Raw genomic sequence first — 16,998 nt, 5'->3', positions numbered from 1 at the left:
GGCCAGATGCACCGTTGGGCCGAGTCGGCTTCAAGTGAATCAGCCGGCCTTGGCAGGTTCTTCGGCTCGTGCTCGGGTGCTGGCGAGGCGGTAGGAGTCGGTGCCGGTCTCGATGATGGTGCCGTTGAAGGTGAGGCGGTCGACGATGGCCGCGCAGAGGCGGGGGTCGGTGAAGGTCTTGGTCCAGCCGCCGAACGACTCGTTGGAGGCGATGGCGACGCTGTTCTTCTCCTCCCGCTCGGTCAGCACCTGGAACAGCAGCTCGGCGCCGTGCCGGTCGAGTTCCATGTAGCCGAGTTCGTCGATGCAGAGGAGGTCGACGCGGCCGTAGCGGGCGATGGTCTTGTTCAGCTGCTTCTCGTCGGCAGCCTCGACCAGCTCGTTCACGAGCTTGGTGGCCAGCGTGTAACGGACGCGGTAGCCCTTCATCGCGGCCTCGGTGCCCAGGGCGATCAGCATGTGGGACTTGCCGGTGCCGGAGTCGCCGATCAGGCAGAGAGGCTGGCTCTTCTTGATCCACTCGCAGCTGGCGAGGGTGTGGATGGTGGCGGGGTCGATGTTGGGGTTGGCGTCGAAGTCGAACGCCCGCAGGGACTTCTCCCGCGGGAAGCCTGCCGCCTTGATCCGCCGTTCCGAGCGGCGCCGGGCCCGGTCGTCGCACTCGGCCATCAGCAGCTCGGCGAGGAAGCCGCGGTAGGTCATCTGGTCCTTCATCGCCCGGTCGGCGATCTCGGTGAACTCATTGCGGATCGACGGCAGCCGCAGCATGCGGCAGGCGGTGTCGATGGCGGCGTCGGCAGCCTGCTCGGTCAAGCCTCGCTGGCGGGGCAGAGTCACTGTGCTTCTCCCTCTCGGTGGTCACCGCCGCTGACGCGACGACGTCGGAGCAACTGGTCATAGGGGGTCACCGACGGCAGGGGCCTGGTGTCCGGCGGGAGATGAGACAGCTTCCACTCGTGCAGGGACGTCACGTTCGCCGGCGGTGTGCCAGGCAGCGGCCGCCCTGCCAGGTCAGGTTCGGTCTCGGCCTGGGCGGCCTTGCGGGCCTCCAGAGCGACTGCGTCGGCGGTCATCGCCCCGGCCCGCAGAGCCGCGGCCAGGCCGGCGACGATGTGCTCGTGCGGCAGGTGCCGTCCCAGCAGCAGGACCTCAATCAGGGCCCGGGTGCCGTCCCGCTCGCCGTGGACCTTCTGAGCCTGAGCCCACCAGGCATCATGGACGGGGGTGAACTTGCCCGCTGAGCGTGCCTGCTCGAGGGCGGTGGAGCCGGGAAACGCGCCGGGCTTGCGGACCAAGACCTCCAGGTAATGATCCAGATCCAGGCGGACGGCGCCCTTGGCGATCAGCCTCTCGTGCCGGGCCACTTCCACGTTCTGGTCGTAAACCACCAGGTGAGAAGCGTGCAAGACGACCCGCACCCGCTTGCCGATCAACCGGATCGGCACCGAGTAGCGGTTGGTTCGGACCGGGATCTGGCCGTAGCGGTCGACCCTCGGTGTGAACAGCCGGCCCGTCTCGAACGGCTCCTCGGGCAACGGCAGCAGCAACGGCTGCTCGAGTGCGAAGCACTCGGCGACGGTCTTGGACCGGGCGCCGATGCGGCGTGCGTCGTCCTGCCGGTCCCACTGCTCAACCATCTCGTTCAGCTCCGCGAGCGAGGCGACCTCAGGGACGGGAACGAAGTGGTTGCGGCGGAAGTAGCCGATCTGCCCTTCGACGCCGCCCTTCTCGTGGGCGCCTTCGATGCCCGGACGGCAGTAGAAGCTCTCAATGCCGAAGTGCGACTTGAAGGCGATCCACCGGTCGGCCTCCACCCTGGCTCGACTGAGTCCCAGCACCCGTGCGACGGCGGCCTTGAGGTTGTCGTAGCGGACCTTGCTCCGCGGGACGCCGCCCAGCGTCCGCAGCGCGTGGACGTGGCCTTCGAAGAAGGCTTCCTGGCCGCAGGAGGCGAACACCCGGTGGACGGCCTTGCCCGAATACGACAAGCGGAACGAGAACAAGTAGCAGGTCACCAGCTCGCCAGCGAGACGGATTGTCACGTCGCCGAAGTCGACTTCCGCCTCGTGCCCGGGCTGGTGGGTCTGCGGGACGAACGCCTCCAGCGGGGCCTTGCCGGACTCGACCAGGATTTCCGGCTTCCGGGCGGCAACGTAGTAGCGGACCATCCCGTAGGAGACGTCCGCCCCGTGCTCGTCGACGAGGCGGTGAAAGATGCGGGTGACGGTGTGCCGCTGCTTGCGCGGAGCATCCAAATCCCCGCGGAGGATGCCGTCAATCACTGGCTTGTACGGGTCCAGAGCGGTCGCCCGGGGCGGCAGCTTCTTCCGAGGCTCAGGCCAGGCCGAATCCAGTGCCTTGCGAACCGTCCGCCACGTCACGCCGTGCTTGCGCTCGAGCTCCCGCATCGACATGCCGCCGCGATGGTCACGCCGGATCGCCGCGTACAGCTCGACCTTCGACATCTGCGGCATGACCAGCACCTTTCACCAGGAGCATCCCGATGCTGCCCTGGCAAGAGACCTGGTGCCTCCCAAACTCATCAACACCACCCGTCCGTGGAACGGGGCGCCTCCCAAACTCATCGACAAGCGACGTCACTACTGCTCGATAAAGCCACCCGTCCTGTGGGCCTTGGGTAATTGGACTGTCGGAGCAGGGCGAAGCAGGGGAGCGGGACGTTGGCCGGTACAGCAGGGGTTACCGACATCGCCCCCTGTGGGTCCTCGCGGCCACGCAGGGGGCTTTCGTTATGCCCGGGTTCCTGCCGCGGACGGGCACTCTCTGCCGTCGCAGGGGCGGCGTACGGTGGCCGGGTGGCTACCGACGATCTGGGGCGGACTCTGCGGCGCTTGCGCCGCCTGGCGTCCCTGACGCAAGAGGAGTTGGCCGAGCGTTCCGATGTGTCCGTGGACGTGATTCGGCAGCTTGAGCAGGGGCGGAAGCACTCGGCGCGCCTGCCCACTCTCCACGCTCTGGCGAGCGGCCTGGGTGTGGAGCTGACGACTCTGCTGGGGGATCCTCCTGCCGTCTCGACGGGGGAGAACGACGGGCCGCGGTTCGTGGCGGTGCGGCGCGCCATCATGCCGGCGCTGTGGGTGGCTGAGCCGAAGGCGCCCGGGCCCGACTTCTCGCTGTCCGAGTTGCGCGAGCAGATCGCAGAGGGCTGGACGCAGTACCACGCGGCCGAGTTCGACACGGTGATGAAGTCGCTTCCCGACATGATTTCGGACGCGCGCACCGCCACGGCGTCGCCCGACAGTGCAGACCGGGGAGAGGGTTTCGCGGCGCTGGGAAAGGCCCTTCAGTTGGCCGGGCACGTCGCCGTACGGATGGGGAAAACGGACCTTGCCCTGATCGGCCTGGAGCGCGGCATAGATGCCGCAGGGCACTCGTCTGACCCGCTACTTCGCCCCATGATCGTCAATTCCGTTGCGTGGACCTACCAGCGGCAAGGGCGCCTCGGCGACGCCCTGAGCATCGCTTTGCACGCCGCGGACGGCACGAAGGAGAGCGGACTGACAGCGACCGCTGACGGGCTGAAGGTCTGGGGTGCGCTGACGATGTCGGCCGCCACGTCGGCCGCGCGCAGCAATGACTACGAGCGGGCCGCTGCGTTGATGGAGAACGCGGAGAAGGAAGCGGCTCGGGTGGCCAGGCTGCCGCAGGGCAGCGACAGCCGGATGGTCAGCGTGTTCAGTCCGTCGTCGGTTCGCATCGAGCGCGTGCGGCTGGCCGTGCAGTACGGGCACCCGGAGCAGGCCCTGACGCTGGCGAAGGGGATGCGGCTGAGCAAGGACACCCCGCCCTCGTGGAGGACGTGGCTGCTGTTGGACGTGGCCCGGGCCCATACGGATCTGGGCGACGCGGTGGGGGCGGTGAAGGCCCTGGAGTCACTTCGCCGGGTGGCACCGACGTGGATGCAGCATCACACCCTGGCGGTGGCCATCGTGCGCGATCTGTGGGCGCTCCCCAACCGCCCTCCGGGGCTGAGGCCGTTGGCCGAGTTCCTGGGGGTCGGCGCATAGCGTCGCGAAACTAGGACGCCACGTCACTGTCACGCTCAGTAGCGCGCCGATTCCATGAGTCGTACAGCGCCCCGGCAACCGTGTGACCGGTCCCGGGGCCGGCCGACCAACAGGAGTCGACATGGCCGAGATTACGGGTCGAGCGTTCGGCGCGGGAAGCGGACCGAGCAACACCCTTGAGGCGCCCCCTGTCCAAGTCCCACCCCCCGGCGGCCTGTCCGAGCCGCAGGTACGCGGAAGGGCCTGCGTGTGGTGCGCCGTCGCCCTGAGCAACTCCACCGCCATCGATCTCGGTGCGCGGGAGACGGACGCCCACGGCACCCCGGCCCGCTGGTTTCCCCGCGGCTGCCACCCCTGCACGATGCGCCACGTCTATCCCGCACAGCTCGACCACACGCAGAACTGCGAGCAGTGCACCGACCGCCCGGCGCTCTGCGCCCACGGCACCTGGCTGCGCCTCGTGATGCGGCAGGCCCGACGATGAGCGCCAGGCGCAAGACGTCGGAGGAGCACGTGGAGATTCCCGGCATCTGCTTCATCCGTCAGCCCGAAGGAACACGGCGCTGCACCCTGTCGGCCGGCCACTACGGCGAACACCGGCACTTCTACAGCGGCGAGCTCCGCGACGGCGTCCGCGCCGGCACGAGCTGGCCGAGCAGGCCCGGCGAGACACAGGCTGACTGAGACTCCCCGCTGCCGGGTGCTTGGAGGTGACCGGCGGCGGGGCGGGGCGGCCGTCCGATGGCGAGCAGTAGGGGCGGCCGCCCAACACGACGTCGTGCAGGGCGGCGTCGAGGCCGGGGAGAGCGGCCGGGCCGAGGAGCCGCACCGCCGTGACCCGCATATGAGACGAGCGCATCGCGGCCCGGCTCCCCAGACTGCCGTCGTGGATGGACCTCGTCGTACTGGCGGTCGCTCTTATGCTGGCTCCGTTGATGCGCGCCAGAGCAGTACTGTGCTTCCGTCGGCACTCGCCAGCAAAGGCTCATCGGGGGCGAACGCCGCTGCTTTGAGGCCGTTGACGTAACCGGTGAGTGGGGATCCGATGGGAAGGCCGGTGGCCGGGTCCCATAGGCGTATCGTCCGGTCCATGCTTGCGCTCGCGAGCAGTCTGCCGTCGCTGGAGAAGGCTACAGCCCGGACCGCGTTGCGGTGCCCCATCAAGGGGGTCCCGACGGGCCGGAAGGTGGCGGTGTCCCACACCTGCACGGTCTCGTCCCAGCTGCCGGTCGCGAGAAGGCGGCTGTCGGGGGAGAAGGCCAACGCGCGTACCGCACCGTTATGGCCTGTCAGCGGTGCGCCGACGGGCTGGCGGCTCAAGGGATCCCACAGACGCACGACGGTGTCCCCTCCTCCGCTTGCTAGGAGACGTCCGTCCGGGGAGAACGTCACGGTGTCGACCCCACTGGTGTGGCCCGTCAGTGGAGATCCGACGACGGCGCGCGTGGTCGGGTCCCACAGGAATATCGTGCGGTCCATCCCGGCGCTCGCCAGCAGTGTGCCGTCGGGGGAGAAGGAGAGATCCCACACCGCCCCAGTGTGCCCCGTGAGCGGTTGTCCGATTTGTTCGCCCGTGATCGAGTCCCACAATCGCACTGTGTGGTCACGGCCCCCACTTGCCAGCAGCCAACCGTTAGGGGAGAAGGCCACGGCCCGTACGCCGTCATGGTGCCCGGTAAGTGGCGCGCCCGACGGGGAACCAGCGGCTACGTTCCATAGTCGCGTGGTGCTGTCCTCGGAGGCAGTCGCCAAAATCCGCCCCTCGGGGGCGAAGGCCACCGCCGTGACGTTGCCGGTATGCCCGCTCAAGACCGTGCCGGTGAGGGTCAACGCTCGCGTTGCTGTTGCCAAGCGTTCGGTGATGGGGGCATCGTCGCGGTGCACCGGCCCCGACAGGGTGGGAGTCGGCTGTGGGCCGAGAGCTGCGGTGACCCACAGGAGGGCCAGCTCCGAGTCGAAAAACTCGAGAGCCTCACCGTTGCGTTCGACACGGAGCACTATCCCAGCCTGAAGCGACGGCGCGGGGGGCGGTGTCTGGGGAGGGTGGACGTGCACGCCTCCTTCGATCGTTCCCGCCTGTACGACGAAGCCGTGGATTCGAGAGTGGCCTTGGACGACGTTGTGGGTTGTCGCCGCGTCGTTGCGGACGTCGTCGTCCGCAGCGTCTGTCACTGCTCGCCCTCGGAGTCCAGCCCTTCTACTGCTCCGCCTTGATCTGCGGGCGCGGGTGCCGCGTTGAAGGTCAGCTGGGAGTAGTTGAGGCCCTGCAGTACCGGGCCATACTGGGTGCCGCCGCTGATCTCATTACTTACCCCAGACCTCATGGCGTCTACGCGGTGGGCCTGTTCAGCCCATGTACCAAGGGCGGAGGCAAAGTCCGGATCGACCGCGGCCCGAACTGCTAGCGCTGTGCTCAGCGCCTGGGCATGTTCGGTCTCGTCCGGAGCTTGCACAAGTGCGGTCAACTCCACTTCGCCCGAGCTGACCGCTGGCAGGGCAGGCGCGCCATCGGATCGGTTGAGGGGACGGCGGACTAGATCGCGTAGCGAAACCCAGACTTGACGGCCGGCTTCCCCGCCGAATCCTCCGGCTAACGCCGCCAGCAACGCTATCGAGATTGGATCCATCCGCCCCTGCCCTTCAGGAAGTCCCGTCTGCCCACGGTAGTGGGGCATTGCCACGCTCGGGGATCGATCGGAGTCCCCAGCCTCAACAGAAGCGGGCGACAGGCGTCGGATGCCGTCCACGGGCTACCCCCGCCGGTCCGGCGCGGGAAGCGCCTCGAGCAACACCTTTGAGGTGCCGCCCATCCACGGCCCACTCCCTGGCGGGCTGTCCGAGCCGCAGGGCACCGCGGCCCGCTGATTTCGCTGCGGCTGTCACCCTTGCGCGATGTGCCACGTCTATCCGGCGCAGCTCGATCACGAGCAGCACTGTGAGCAGTGCACCGACGCCCCGGCGTTGTGCGCCCACAGCACGTGGCTGCGGTTCGTGATGCGGCAGGCCCAGCGATGAGCGCCCAGCTGAAGACGGTGGTCACGCACGCCTGGCCGTGCGGGGCGCTTCGCTGTGTCCTTCAGGGGGAGAGGCCGCCCCACCAAGAGAACGGATCCAGCATTCCCTATGCAGAAATAGCATATGAAGTGCTAGGGTGGCATGCATGCTGGGTACTGAAGAACTGTTGAGGCTCACGGTGACGGCGCTCATGAGTCGTGCCGGTGAGCGGCAGGGGGATCTCGCGACGGCGCTGGGTCAGGCGCAGGCGCAGGTGTCGCGCAAACAGAGCGGGAAGCAGCACTGGACCCTGGAGGACGTCGACAGGCTGGCGGCGCACTACCGGCTGGGGGTGCTCGATCTGCTGGCCGGTCCCACGCACGCGGTCATGGTCCTGTCCTCCCTCGGATCCGGCGTCGGGCAGGCCTCTCTCCCGCCCGCTGCGCCCCTCGCGGCGCCCACGCCAAGCCCTGCATCGGTGCCGCGCAGCGAGGCCCTGAGCGGGCCGTGTGTGCTGTGCGGACAGCCCGCCACGGACGAAGTGGAGGGCATCTGGCAGCACTTGACGCGCGAGGAGTGCGCCAAGGCCCTGGACGCGGCCGAGCCGCTCGCTGACTACGCGGATGAGTTTGCCGACGACTTTGAGGACCTCGAGGAGGAGGAGCTCGTGCCCACGGGTCCGGGGGAGCCCGCGGTGCCGTACGCCGGCGACCCGCAACCCGCGCCCGCGGCGGAGCCCGCTCCGGCCGTCGACGCGGCCCCCGCCCCCGTTCCGGCTCCGGCTCCGGCTCCGGCAGATCAGGCGCCGGCGGCGAGCCGCGCGCCTGGCTACGCCTCGGGCACCCTCGTCGACCAGATCCAGTCCCGGGTGCGGGACGTCCTGGCCTGGTCGCAGGGGGACATCGAGGCGGCGCAGGCCGCGCTCATCAAGACCGCGATCCCGGACGTCATGGCACTCTTCGAGCGCTCCCGCGTCGGAGGACGCTACGCGCACAGCAAGTTCCCGCCGACCGACGACATTCTGCGGAAGAAGTCGCAGAAGGGTGCGGACGAAATCTGGGAAGGCCGCCCGAAGTGGCGGAACAAGACCGCTTTCGACGCAGCCCGAAAAGGCGAGCAGATCGAGGTGACCACCCTGGACATGAACGCGGCCTACCTGTCCGCGTTCAAATGCTGGCTCCCGGTCGGAAAACTGGTGGAAGACACGACGGGCGTGCACGATCCGAAGCGGTCCGGCGTCTACCGGATCACCCCGCCCGCATGGGACCACGACGGCCTGCCCAACCCCCTGGGGGCCAGGAAGGAGCCCGGGCCCGTCTGGGTCCCCGACTCCCTGGTGCGGCTGCTGCTCGACTGCGCGAAGTGGGGCCTGTGCGAGGCACCCGTCATCCACAAGGCCCTGCTGTCCGGCGGCACGGAAAGCCTCCTCGAAAAGCTGCGCCGGGCACTCGCGGAATCCCGGAAAACCGCTATCGCAGAAGGCGACGAAATCGCCGTCGAGTACGTGAAGTCCATGTATTCTAAGTTCGTGTCCACGATCGGCGAATCCAGCACCAACACGGAAATTCGCCGCCCGGACTGGATGCACATTATTCGCTCGAAGGCGTTCACGAATCTGTGGCGCAAGGCATATAAGGCCCACGGCGCTGGATTGACGGTGGTGCAAATGTCGGGCACCGACGAACTTCACGTCGCCGGGGACTGGCGCCCGGTTTTCCCGGAGGGCCGAGACCTGAACCAGGTGAAGGCGAAGGACATTTACACGCTCGGGGGTAAGCCGTAATGGGGTCAGAGGGACTGTGGGCACGGTGGGGCGCCTGGGAGAAATACAGCGCCCGGGGAATGAAGGGCGCCGAGGCCCTGATTCTGGAGCTGAACCGGATCGTCTACAGCTCCGGTATCGCCTCCCCCATCGGGTCGAAGCGCGGCCAGAACGCCCGCATCCACTACCTCGACAGCAAGGCCGGCCGCGAAGCCCTGCGCGCGCAGGGCGTTAGCGACCGCGCCATGAAGTCGTGGTTCAAGGGCAAGTCCCGCCCCTCCAGGGCGAACCTCGACCGGCTCGACGCGGCGTACTGGGTGCGCCGTCGCGAGAACTTGATCAGGTCCGGATGGCTCAAGCGGCACCTCGACAACCACGGCCAGGGCCGGCGGATGGAGATCTACCCCGTCGACCAGTCCGCCGTCCCCGAACCCCGCTCCCGCTCGAACATCTCCGAGCGCTCGATCGTCGTCCGGTACGTGTGGGAAGACCTGGTCGATGCCTGGGCCGCCCAGGACGAGAACATGCTGGACGAGATCTGGGACGACATCATCACCGACCTCGACAGCGACTACGCGGCTTACGCCTACGTGGGCTCCGTCGGCATCAGCGCCTGACACCAGAACAACGACAGGGCCCGGCACGCACTACGCGTGCCGGGCCGCTGAGCGTCCATTCCAAAGTTTTGGAACGGGCCGTCACTGCCCGCAGTGCGGGCACCGGCCGCTGGGCCGACCCCGGGTCTGATCCCGCAGCCGCCGCAGGTGATACGCGACGCTGGACGTGCCGGTCAGCCCCACGGCCGCGCCCAGCTCACGCACGGACGGTGCCTCGCCGTGCTCGGCGATCCACTCACGCGCGCACGCGACGATGCGGCGCTTTCCTGGACCGGGTGCCACCCAGTTGAGAGTGCGCTTGCCGCGACCCTCGAATACGGCCTCAGCGACGTTCGGACAGTGGCGCATGGCGGAGAACTTTCTGCCACCACGTCTGACCGAGCCGGTGCGCGCCACCAGCAACGGCCAGGAGTCGGTCGACGGCCGCAAGCGCCGTCGGGTGCTCGGTAGCCGGGAGCTGCGCCGTGCGCATCTTCCCGAGCAGCCCGTCATCCTCATCGCCCGCCTTGATGGCCCGGGCCTGGTGGTTGGTCATGACGAAGTCCAGCTTCGGCTCATCCATGAGCCCGGACGTGGGGGCCAACGCGGCGTCCTCCCCCTTTGCGAGCGCTTCGCGGCTCCGCAGCCACGCCGGGCCGATGTCCTCTGCCAGCTCGATCCGCCACCGGCCGACGAGAACAACGAGTGCAGCGACGACCTTGCGCTGACGGCGCGACGGAAGCCTCCGTGCGAGACCCACTGCCTTCGCGGTGAAGTCGACCAGCGGCTGCCCGGTGAAGAGATCGGGCACGTACGCCGAGTTGCGGTCCAGCTCCTGGCGGGCGTGGACGACGTCGGCGCGCAGGTCCACGACCAAGGCGCGCAAATCCGCCTCGGCGCTGGCCTGGAGCTTTCCGTTCTCCTGACGGCGGGTGAGCAGCGGGGCCGCGAAGAGGCTGAGGCCGATGGTGGCTATCGCGGCGATCGGGAACCATGACGGCACAGTGGTCATGCAGGGGACTCCTGATGAGGCAGAGGACAGGCGGTGGCACGGCGCGCGGCGGATCAAGTGAATTCGCCAACTTCCCCTGCCCCCGGCGAATTCCCGCCGCCCTGCAACAGGTGCTGCCCGGCCTCGCCGTACCGCAAGCGCCAAGAAGAGCGCTACTGCGCAGTGTGCCGACGGCAAGATCGCCAGATCACCGGTCGGCGCCGGTGTGCCCCGCGCGCACGCTCAACGGGCCAACCGCAACGCTCAGTGGCCAACCGCAACGCTCGGTCATGGAAGTCTAGCGTTCTCGCGGTCAAGGCCGGCCTCACCGGCCGTCCCCGTGACGCGCGAATCCCGGACTTGTCAACTAAGCTTCAAGTCATGAGCGTATTGGAGCTGACTCTCTCGGAACTGCTGAACAAGCCCAAGGCCACGCTGGCGAACCTGCGCGGCGCGCGGCGGATAGTGCTCCGCCGCCGCGATGACGAGGACCTGGTGCTGACCACCGCCGCGCGGGCCGACCAGGACCACGAGGTGATGGGCGCCACCAGCCGGATGTTCGTGGAGATGATGCGCACCCCCCAGGGCCGCACCCTGGTCCTGGACGTGCTGCCGGCGACCTTCCCGTGGGTGCGCTACCTCCCCGCGCACGACGTGCGCGAGTTCTCCGTCGAGCTGGTCGACGCGCTCGGCGCCGCAACGTCCCTGGACAACACCGCGGGCGTGGCCCAGCTGCTCACCGAGTGGCGGCACACGGCCGAGGTGCATGCCGATCCCGAGCTCTACGCCGCGCTGACCACCGACTCGGGCGAGGACTACGGACCGGTGCCCGAGCCCGGAACCGCCGCGTGAGCCCAAAGCGCGGAGACCGCGCCGCCCCGCCGCCGGGTCCCGACGAGTGGGATATCCGCTTCGCCAATGGCGAGGCCGCCAAGGGATGGGAGCAGTTGGGTGCCCAGGCCGCGGGCAAAACCCGCGCCGCCTGGCACCTGATGCGAACGGACCCGGCCCCGGCCGCCCGTACCGAGCGCCATCACCGGCTCAAGGGCGAGCTGGCCCGCGGCGAGCACCGCGGCGAGACGATGGACCGCTGGCAGATCGAGGTCACCGCCGGCGGCCGCGTCTGGTACCTGCTCGACGTCGAGCGCCGCACGGTCTGGATCGACCGCGCCTCCACCGGCCACCCCAAGGCAACCGACCGCTGACCTCGCGGCCGAGTGCTTCCGTACGCCCTGGCCTGGCCTGCCGGTGCGCAGGACGATGGAGTCATGGGCACCCGCGACCAGGACCAGGGCGACGTCGTCGAACCGGCGAGGCCGCCGCTCAACGCAGCCCGCGCCCGGGAGATGACGGCCGGCCTGCGTGCGGCGATGGACGACGTACGGCGCTCCGTGGCGGTGCTCGCCGCCCGGGTCCGCGACGCGCACGCCGCCCGCGTCTGGGCGCCGCTCGGCCACAACAGCTGGGAGTCGTACTGCGGGGCGGAGTTCGGGATCTCCCGCGCTCAGGCGTACCGGCTCCTCGACGTCGCACGCGCCCTGGCTGCGATCCACGGCGCCGTCACCGCCGGCACCGAGCTGTCTCGCACGCGAGACACCGACCCGGCCGCCGCGGCCGCGCTCGACTTCGGCCTGTCCCAGCGCGCCCTGATCGACGTCTCCGCCCGCAGCGCCGACGTCGCGGAGCTGATCACCCGCCGACTCGCCGCGCTCGCCCACAGCGGCCTGAAGACCCTTGACGGGCCGACGGTGCGCGCGGTGGTCCGCCAGGCCGTCCGCGACATCCGCACCGCCCCACCCCCGCCGCCCGCCGGTCCGCCGACGGATCCCGCGCTCGCCGCGCTGCGCGCCGTCGTGGACGACCTCGCCGCCAGCAGCCACGCGATCGGCGAGCTGATGCTCGAAGTCGCCCCCGCGCACCTGTCCGACACCGAGGCCGCCGACGTCCTGGCACTGCTGTGCGAGCAGATCGGCGAACCCCTCGAACACGGTCTCGCCGCCCGCCGCTACGCGATATCCGGCGACCGCCGCGCCCTGTCCGGCACCGTCCTGTGACTGCGGCTGCCCGGCTGCCGTGAGCGCGAGGTGCCGTTCCTAGGCCGCCTCGACGATGTCGGGCAGCCTTGCAGGCGCCTTCGCCGCGTTGATCAGTCCCATGCGCGCCTCGACCAGGTCCGGGCCGGAAAGGCTGCTCCAGAACTCGTGAGTGGTCACGGACGTGGCGAGGCGCATGACGTCCGCCTTGAGTCGGGCGATCTCGACGGCGTCCTGCTCCGTGTAGCCCGGAGTCGGCGGCCGCGCGATGTCGTGGGGGCCGTGGCCGGTCGCGGCGATACCGGTCTCGTCCGGCTCCACAGACCAGGGCAGCGTCCGGGACAGCGCCGCGAGGGCGGCGTAGGCGGCGTCGAGGTCGCGGCGTGCAGCGAGGAGATCACTGGGGAAATCTGTGGCCATAGCCCGATATTAGTTCGACTACGTGGCCGCTCCCGGCGTCTCCCGGCAGGTCAGGCGTGGCGGGCACTCAGGCTCAGACCGTGACCGGATCTGGTCCCTGAGAACTACAACTCCCCGCGATTCCGGATGTGTTGTCAGTGACGGCTGCTTTCCTGGTGGGTCCCGTGCGCGAAGGCGCACCGGGCCAAGTCGGGGGAGCAGCCAGTGGTGCACGTGAAGGAGTACGTACGCGCGGACGGCACGAAGGTCCGGGCGCACTCGCGATGGGCGGCCGGCGCACGGCATGAGATGACCATCCTGGCCGCCGTCGCCCTGGTGGTCGTCGGCTTCGCCGGCACCACAAAGGCCGGCAGCGCAGACGGCTCCGGAAAGCAGACGCCCCGCCCCCGGTCGACGGTGTACCCGGTGAAGTTCCCCGGTTGGGACAGGCCACGGCCGCAGCCGACGCCGACCGTCTCGTACCCGATCCCGTGGGACCGGGGCCACTGAGCGAGGTACCAGACGGAGCAGGGCCCGGATTCGCGGGTCCGCCGGCGGCACTGCGTCTGGCGAACGGGGCGCGAGCATGCGCACCCATCCGTCGACTTCTAGGCTGGAAGTCTGCCCGCCAGGGGGGCCTGGAGGTCGTCCACTGATGCCCCACGCCGTCTGGTCCGGAGCGATCAGCTTTGGCCTGGTCACGATCCCTATCAAGGTGACCGCCGCGACCGAGGACCACTCGATCCGCTTCCACCAGTACCACCTCGCGGACCACGCCCGGATCCGCACGCGGAAGTTTTGCGAGCTGGAGGACCGCGAGGTCCCGGCGGACGAGATCGCCAAGGGCTACGAGATCAGCAAGGACGCCCTGATCGCGGTCACTGACGAAGATCTCTACGACCTGCCGCTCCCCACCGCGAAGGCGATCGAGATCCATGCTTTCGTGCCGTACGAGTCCATCGACCCCATCCGCATCGGGCAGGGCTACTTCCTCGAGCCGGGCGGCCAGGTCGCGATCAAGCCGTACACGCTCCTGCGACAGGCCCTCGAACGCAACAGCAAGGCGGCGGTCGCGAAGTTCGCGTGGCACGGGCGCGAAAGGTTGGGCTTGCTCCGCATCAAGGACACCGTGATCGTGCTGCACGCGATGCGCTGGCCCGACGAGATCCGCTCCCCAGAGAGCTTGGCCCCGACCCCGGTGGAAGTGCCCGAGAGCGAGATCGACGAGGCCCTCGCCCTGATGGACGCGCTGTCCACCGACACCATCCCCGAAGACGTCGCCGTCGACCGGTACACCGAGGCCATCGCTGACCTCATCACCGCCAAGCAGAAGGGCACGCCCACGCCGCAGGCGGCCGAGCCCAAGGCGCCGGCCGGGGAGGTCGTCGACCTGATGGCCGCCCTCCACGAGAGTGTGCAAAAGGCGAAGGCATCCCGGGGCGAGAGCACAGAGGACGCGACCGTGCACCCGATGACGAAGAAGGCCGTCACCAAGAAGGCGCCCGAGAAGAAGCCGGTAGCCAAGAAGGCCGCGGTGAAGAAGACCACCGGCAAGAAGACCGCGGCGAAGAAGCCGCCCAGGCGCAGCGCCTAGGAAGCGGGGCCGGGGCGCGGGTTCCCTCGTATAGCTACCCCCCAGGTGGTGAGTAGCGCCAGACCGTCGCGAACGGAACGCCATCCCACGGCCGGTAGGACAGGGAACCGGGGCGGGCGCCGTGTGGCCGCGTTCACCCGAACGAGTGGTTCGCCCAAAGAGGTTGTCCGCCTGCAATCCCCCTGCCAACGGGACTGCGGATCGGATAGCAACGGCCCGGAAACCTCACAGTTAGACCGCACGGGGCGGATGCACTAGGACGTCCCTAGGGCGTCCGTAGGGCGCCAGGCACGTTCCGCCTTTCGGCCAGGACGACCGTGCAGGCGCCCGGTAGTTGCCCAGGTCGGAGTCATGCCCGCCCCGGCAGGTACCAGGATCCGTAGCTGTTCCGAGTGGATTCGCGGGCCGATCCCATGCGAATACGCAGGCGGCTCATCCGGTTTTTCCGGCCGATTCCAGACGAATCCGTGGTCGGAAAACGCGAGCCGGAGCCACCCGAAACCATGCCGCCACTGCATCGGAAAAGTGGCTCTGACCTGCGCGAATATACCCCTGGGCGGGTTGCGTGCCCCATAGACGGCAGTTCATCTTGGGGCCGTGCGCACCCACACGACCTCTGCATTACGACCCAGGGAGACCGCTCGTGCCGCCCAAGGCCAAAATCATCATCGCCATCATGGGAATCGCCGCCCTCGTGGCCGTTCTCGATACCGCCGCCCTCGCGATGGCCGTGGTCACCGGCACCAGTGCGTGGATCGCCGTCGTCGGCACTGTCACTGCGGCCGGGATCAGCGCGGCGACCGTGCTCGGTGTCGCATGGATCGGCCACCACCGCTAGGCGGACGGCTTCAGTCTCACCGGAGACTTTCACCGGCGTTCTTCTTGCTCGTAGGGCGGCAGGACCTGGTCGACACGGAGGGTGAGCGGGGCCTCGCGGGTCAACGAACTGAGCGCGCCCCGCTCGCGCAGCCGCCTCGATGTCGGCCCGGGTTGCGCTGACCCCGCGGGCGGTCGGTGGGGTTCGCGGGCGCGGCAGGATCGTGGGGCTGCAGGCCGTGGCCCAGCGGCGCACGGCTCTAGCGGCGCACCGGCTCTAGTCGAGGAGCCCCAGTTCGGTATCCGGCCGGCAGTGCGGGCACGCGGGCACGGACTCGGCCAGAGCCCGCAGTGCCTGCCCCCGCTCGACACCCCGGGACCGCTTCCCCGCCATGTGACAGCCGCCCGTGTGCACGTACACCGGGGCACGCCCGCTGAGGGCCATCTCGATGAGCCAGTCCGGATCCGGCGCGTGCGCCGCCGCACCCCGGGCCCGCTCCGCCTCCCGCCGCTCCTCCTCCTCGATCCACCGATGAGTGCGCCGGAGGTCACCGGCCTGCACACGCTCCAGGAAGCGGAGCAGGTCAAGACGCGAAAGCGGCGGAATATCGTTCACATGTTCGATATTACGTCCCTGGTCTGCGACGATCGCCCCCAGGAAGGAACCCCCGCCCCCATGACCCCCACCGTCGCCGTCCTGCGGACCCTCGCCATCGACGCGGCTGCACTGCCGCCAGCCCCCAACGGCCCGCTCAGCGACGCACAAAACACCCGGCGCCTGCGCCCCCACCCGGCCCCCTGCGCAGCCTGTGGCACCCCGGCACGCGCCACACGGGCCATCGACACCGACGTCGGGCGCCGCTGGCTCGACCTATGCCGCACCTGCATGATCACCAGCACCAAGCAGCCACCCGCCCCGCCCGTACCGCTCACCGAGACCATGGCCGCCGTCCGCGAGGCCGCCCACCGCGCCAGCATCTCGACGGCCCTCGTGCTGCTCGTTGACCCCATGCACGAGAAAGCCCTGACCCCGGACCGCAGTTCCTGATGCTCCGGCCGCAGTGCCGGGCACACCGCCCGTACCATGATCACGTGACAGCCCGCCGTGCTCTTGGCTCCGGCCCCCAGGCCCCGAGCACCATCCGCGCCTCCCAGGCAGACCTGATCCACGCCCTGCCCGGCATCCGCCTCCCCGACGTCGCCGAGCTGCGCGCCCGGGGCGTGGTCGGAGGCCCCACAGAGCCAGTACCGGCCCCGCGGCGCACCCTCGGAGCCGGAGGCCGCGCCGACGAGGAGCTTCCCGCCTGAGTGCGTCGCACTGAAGGAGGCCATCCGCGCCGGGCGCTATCTGCTCGTTATCGGCTCAGGCTTCGTCGCGCTTCGCGCGTCCGGCAAGGCGGAGTGCGTTTGATGCGAACGCTCAGTGCGCGGCGTCCGGACCGGATGGCGGCGCCTTGGCACGCGGTGGCTGGCCACGGTCACCCGCGTGAGGTGACCCGTGGGCCGGGTATCAGCCGGCGTAGTCGACAGCGTCTGTGTGGCCGTAGACGTGGACGCGGACGCCTGGTTCTCCCGGTACACGGAAGGGATCGGTGGGTCCGGTCACGTTGTGGCAGGCGCTCAGGGCCTGGGCGACGGCGAGGACTGTTGTCTCGTCCGCCCCGGCGATGGTGACGCTGACGTGCCCGGGAACGTTCTGGTGCAGGGTGCTCATGGTGAGCATGACGACGCACGCCCGGTGCGGGGTTCGTTCCGGGGGCGCGCTTCACGCGATCGGGCGCGGTG

At 69.3% G+C, this 16,998-nt stretch carries 21 protein-coding genes; 13 read left to right on the top strand and 8 right to left on the bottom strand.

Annotation, left to right across the window (positions count from 1 at the left end):
* Window positions 1-39: 39 nt before the first annotated feature.
* Both istB and istA read right to left on the bottom strand, forming a co-directional pair.
* Window positions 40-837: an IS21-like element helper ATPase IstB gene (gene istB / locus EOT10_RS40245; protein WP_127833329.1), complete on the bottom strand. Its 798-nt coding sequence runs from the start codon at window positions 835-837 to the stop codon at window positions 40-42.
* Window positions 834-2,465, bottom strand: coding sequence for an IS21 family transposase (gene istA / locus EOT10_RS40240; RefSeq protein ID WP_189492741.1), 1,632 nt, complete (start codon window positions 2,463-2,465; stop codon window positions 834-836). Before istA ends, istB begins: the two co-directional genes overlap by 4 nt.
* A 351-nt stretch (window positions 2,466-2,816) precedes the next feature.
* On the opposite strand from istA, the gene EOT10_RS40235 reads away from it, so the two are divergent.
* The 3 genes from EOT10_RS40235 (at window position 2,817) to EOT10_RS40225 (ending at window position 4,712) form a co-directional block, all read left to right on the top strand.
* Window positions 2,817-4,028: a helix-turn-helix domain-containing protein gene (locus tag EOT10_RS40235; protein WP_127833327.1), complete on the top strand. Its 1,212-nt coding sequence runs from the start codon at window positions 2,817-2,819 to the stop codon at window positions 4,026-4,028.
* 121 nt (window positions 4,029-4,149) lie between these two features.
* Window positions 4,150-4,512, top strand: a complete 363-nt coding sequence (locus EOT10_RS40230; RefSeq protein ID WP_127833326.1) for a hypothetical protein — start codon at window positions 4,150-4,152, stop codon at window positions 4,510-4,512.
* Window positions 4,509-4,712 carry a hypothetical protein gene (locus EOT10_RS40225; RefSeq protein ID WP_127833325.1) on the top strand — a complete coding sequence of 68 codons (204 nt, stop codon included), beginning with the start codon at window positions 4,509-4,511 and terminating at the stop codon, window positions 4,710-4,712. Before EOT10_RS40230 ends, EOT10_RS40225 begins: the two co-directional genes overlap by 4 nt.
* Before the next feature lie 234 nt (window positions 4,713-4,946).
* Here the strand turns inward: EOT10_RS40225 and EOT10_RS40220 are convergent, their stop codons facing one another.
* The gene (locus EOT10_RS40220; RefSeq protein ID WP_127833324.1) at window positions 4,947-6,200 is read right to left on the bottom strand and encodes a WD40 repeat domain-containing protein; all 1,254 of its coding nucleotides are present in this window, start codon (window positions 6,198-6,200) and stop codon (window positions 4,947-4,949) included.
* Window positions 6,201-7,209: 1,009 nt separating this feature from the next.
* On the opposite strand from EOT10_RS40220, the gene EOT10_RS41610 reads away from it, so the two are divergent.
* Entirely contained in the window at window positions 7,210-8,805 is a 1,596-nt protein-coding gene (locus EOT10_RS41610) for an acyltransferase (protein ID WP_223281520.1), read from the top strand.
* A 59-nt stretch (window positions 8,806-8,864) separates the two neighbouring features.
* Window positions 8,865-9,401: a hypothetical protein gene (locus tag EOT10_RS40205; RefSeq protein WP_189492729.1), complete on the top strand. Its 537-nt coding sequence runs from the start codon at window positions 8,865-8,867 to the stop codon at window positions 9,399-9,401.
* Between the two features lie 81 nt (window positions 9,402-9,482).
* Here EOT10_RS40205 and EOT10_RS40200 read toward each other — a convergent pair whose 3' ends face one another.
* Together EOT10_RS40200 and EOT10_RS42500 are read right to left on the bottom strand one after the other, a co-directional pair.
* Window positions 9,483-9,683: a LexA family protein gene (locus EOT10_RS40200; RefSeq protein ID WP_223281519.1), complete on the bottom strand. Its 201-nt coding sequence runs from the start codon at window positions 9,681-9,683 to the stop codon at window positions 9,483-9,485.
* A 40-nt stretch (window positions 9,684-9,723) separates the two neighbouring features.
* Window positions 9,724-10,392 carry a hypothetical protein gene (locus EOT10_RS42500; RefSeq protein WP_223281518.1) on the bottom strand — a complete coding sequence of 223 codons (669 nt, stop codon included), beginning with the start codon at window positions 10,390-10,392 and terminating at the stop codon, window positions 9,724-9,726.
* Window positions 10,393-10,752: 360 nt separating this feature from the next.
* Here EOT10_RS42500 and EOT10_RS40190 point away from each other — a divergent pair, with 360 nt between their 5' ends.
* From EOT10_RS40190 to EOT10_RS40180, 3 genes are all read left to right on the top strand, one after another.
* The gene (locus EOT10_RS40190) at window positions 10,753-11,223 is read left to right on the top strand and encodes a DUF6247 family protein (protein WP_127833320.1); all 471 of its coding nucleotides are present in this window, start codon (window positions 10,753-10,755) and stop codon (window positions 11,221-11,223) included.
* Entirely contained in the window at window positions 11,220-11,576 is a 357-nt protein-coding gene (locus EOT10_RS40185; protein ID WP_127833319.1) for a hypothetical protein, read from the top strand. The genes EOT10_RS40190 and EOT10_RS40185 overlap by 4 nt, the downstream gene beginning before the upstream one ends.
* A gap of 63 nt (window positions 11,577-11,639) precedes the next feature.
* Complete coding sequence (locus EOT10_RS40180) at window positions 11,640-12,425, top strand: hypothetical protein (protein WP_127833318.1); 786 nt, start codon at window positions 11,640-11,642, stop codon at window positions 12,423-12,425.
* Window positions 12,426-12,464: 39 nt separating this feature from the next.
* Here the strand turns inward: EOT10_RS40180 and EOT10_RS40175 are convergent, their stop codons facing one another.
* Complete coding sequence (locus EOT10_RS40175) at window positions 12,465-12,824, bottom strand: DUF8825 domain-containing protein (RefSeq protein WP_127833317.1); 360 nt, start codon at window positions 12,822-12,824, stop codon at window positions 12,465-12,467.
* Between the two features lie 204 nt (window positions 12,825-13,028).
* On the opposite strand from EOT10_RS40175, the gene EOT10_RS40170 reads away from it, so the two are divergent.
* The 3 genes from EOT10_RS40170 (at window position 13,029) to EOT10_RS40160 (ending at window position 15,235) form a co-directional block, all read left to right on the top strand.
* The gene (locus EOT10_RS40170; RefSeq protein ID WP_127833316.1) at window positions 13,029-13,313 is read left to right on the top strand and encodes a hypothetical protein; all 285 of its coding nucleotides are present in this window, start codon (window positions 13,029-13,031) and stop codon (window positions 13,311-13,313) included.
* A gap of 145 nt (window positions 13,314-13,458) precedes the next feature.
* Complete coding sequence (gene ku, locus EOT10_RS40165) at window positions 13,459-14,397, top strand: non-homologous end joining protein Ku (protein WP_127833315.1); 939 nt, start codon at window positions 13,459-13,461, stop codon at window positions 14,395-14,397.
* Window positions 14,398-15,040: 643 nt separating this feature from the next.
* Window positions 15,041-15,235 (top strand): hypothetical protein, encoded by a 195-nt coding sequence (locus EOT10_RS40160; RefSeq protein WP_127833314.1) that lies wholly within the window; start codon window positions 15,041-15,043, stop codon window positions 15,233-15,235.
* A gap of 255 nt (window positions 15,236-15,490) precedes the next feature.
* Here the strand turns inward: EOT10_RS40160 and EOT10_RS40155 are convergent, their stop codons facing one another.
* Window positions 15,491-15,829, bottom strand: a complete 339-nt coding sequence (locus EOT10_RS40155) for a DUF6233 domain-containing protein (protein WP_127833313.1) — start codon at window positions 15,827-15,829, stop codon at window positions 15,491-15,493.
* Between the two features lie 60 nt (window positions 15,830-15,889).
* Here EOT10_RS40155 and EOT10_RS40150 point away from each other — a divergent pair, with 60 nt between their 5' ends.
* Window positions 15,890-16,261, top strand: a complete 372-nt coding sequence (locus EOT10_RS40150) for a hypothetical protein (protein WP_127833312.1) — start codon at window positions 15,890-15,892, stop codon at window positions 16,259-16,261.
* Window positions 16,262-16,305: 44 nt separating this feature from the next.
* The gene (locus EOT10_RS40145) at window positions 16,306-16,521 is read left to right on the top strand and encodes a hypothetical protein (protein WP_127833311.1); all 216 of its coding nucleotides are present in this window, start codon (window positions 16,306-16,308) and stop codon (window positions 16,519-16,521) included.
* A gap of 202 nt (window positions 16,522-16,723) precedes the next feature.
* Here the strand turns inward: EOT10_RS40145 and EOT10_RS40140 are convergent, their stop codons facing one another.
* On the bottom strand, window positions 16,724-16,927 hold the full coding sequence (locus EOT10_RS40140; RefSeq protein WP_127833310.1) for a DUF6207 family protein: 204 nt from the start codon (window positions 16,925-16,927) through the stop codon (window positions 16,724-16,726).
* Window positions 16,928-16,998 lie beyond the last annotated feature (71 nt).

Source organism: Streptomyces antnestii (genome assembly GCF_004005495.1).
Lineage (GTDB): Bacteria > Actinomycetota > Actinomycetes > Streptomycetales > Streptomycetaceae > Streptomyces > Streptomyces antnestii.
Note: the sequence above shows the minus strand (reverse complement) of the source record. Positions and strands in the feature narration are given on the sequence as shown.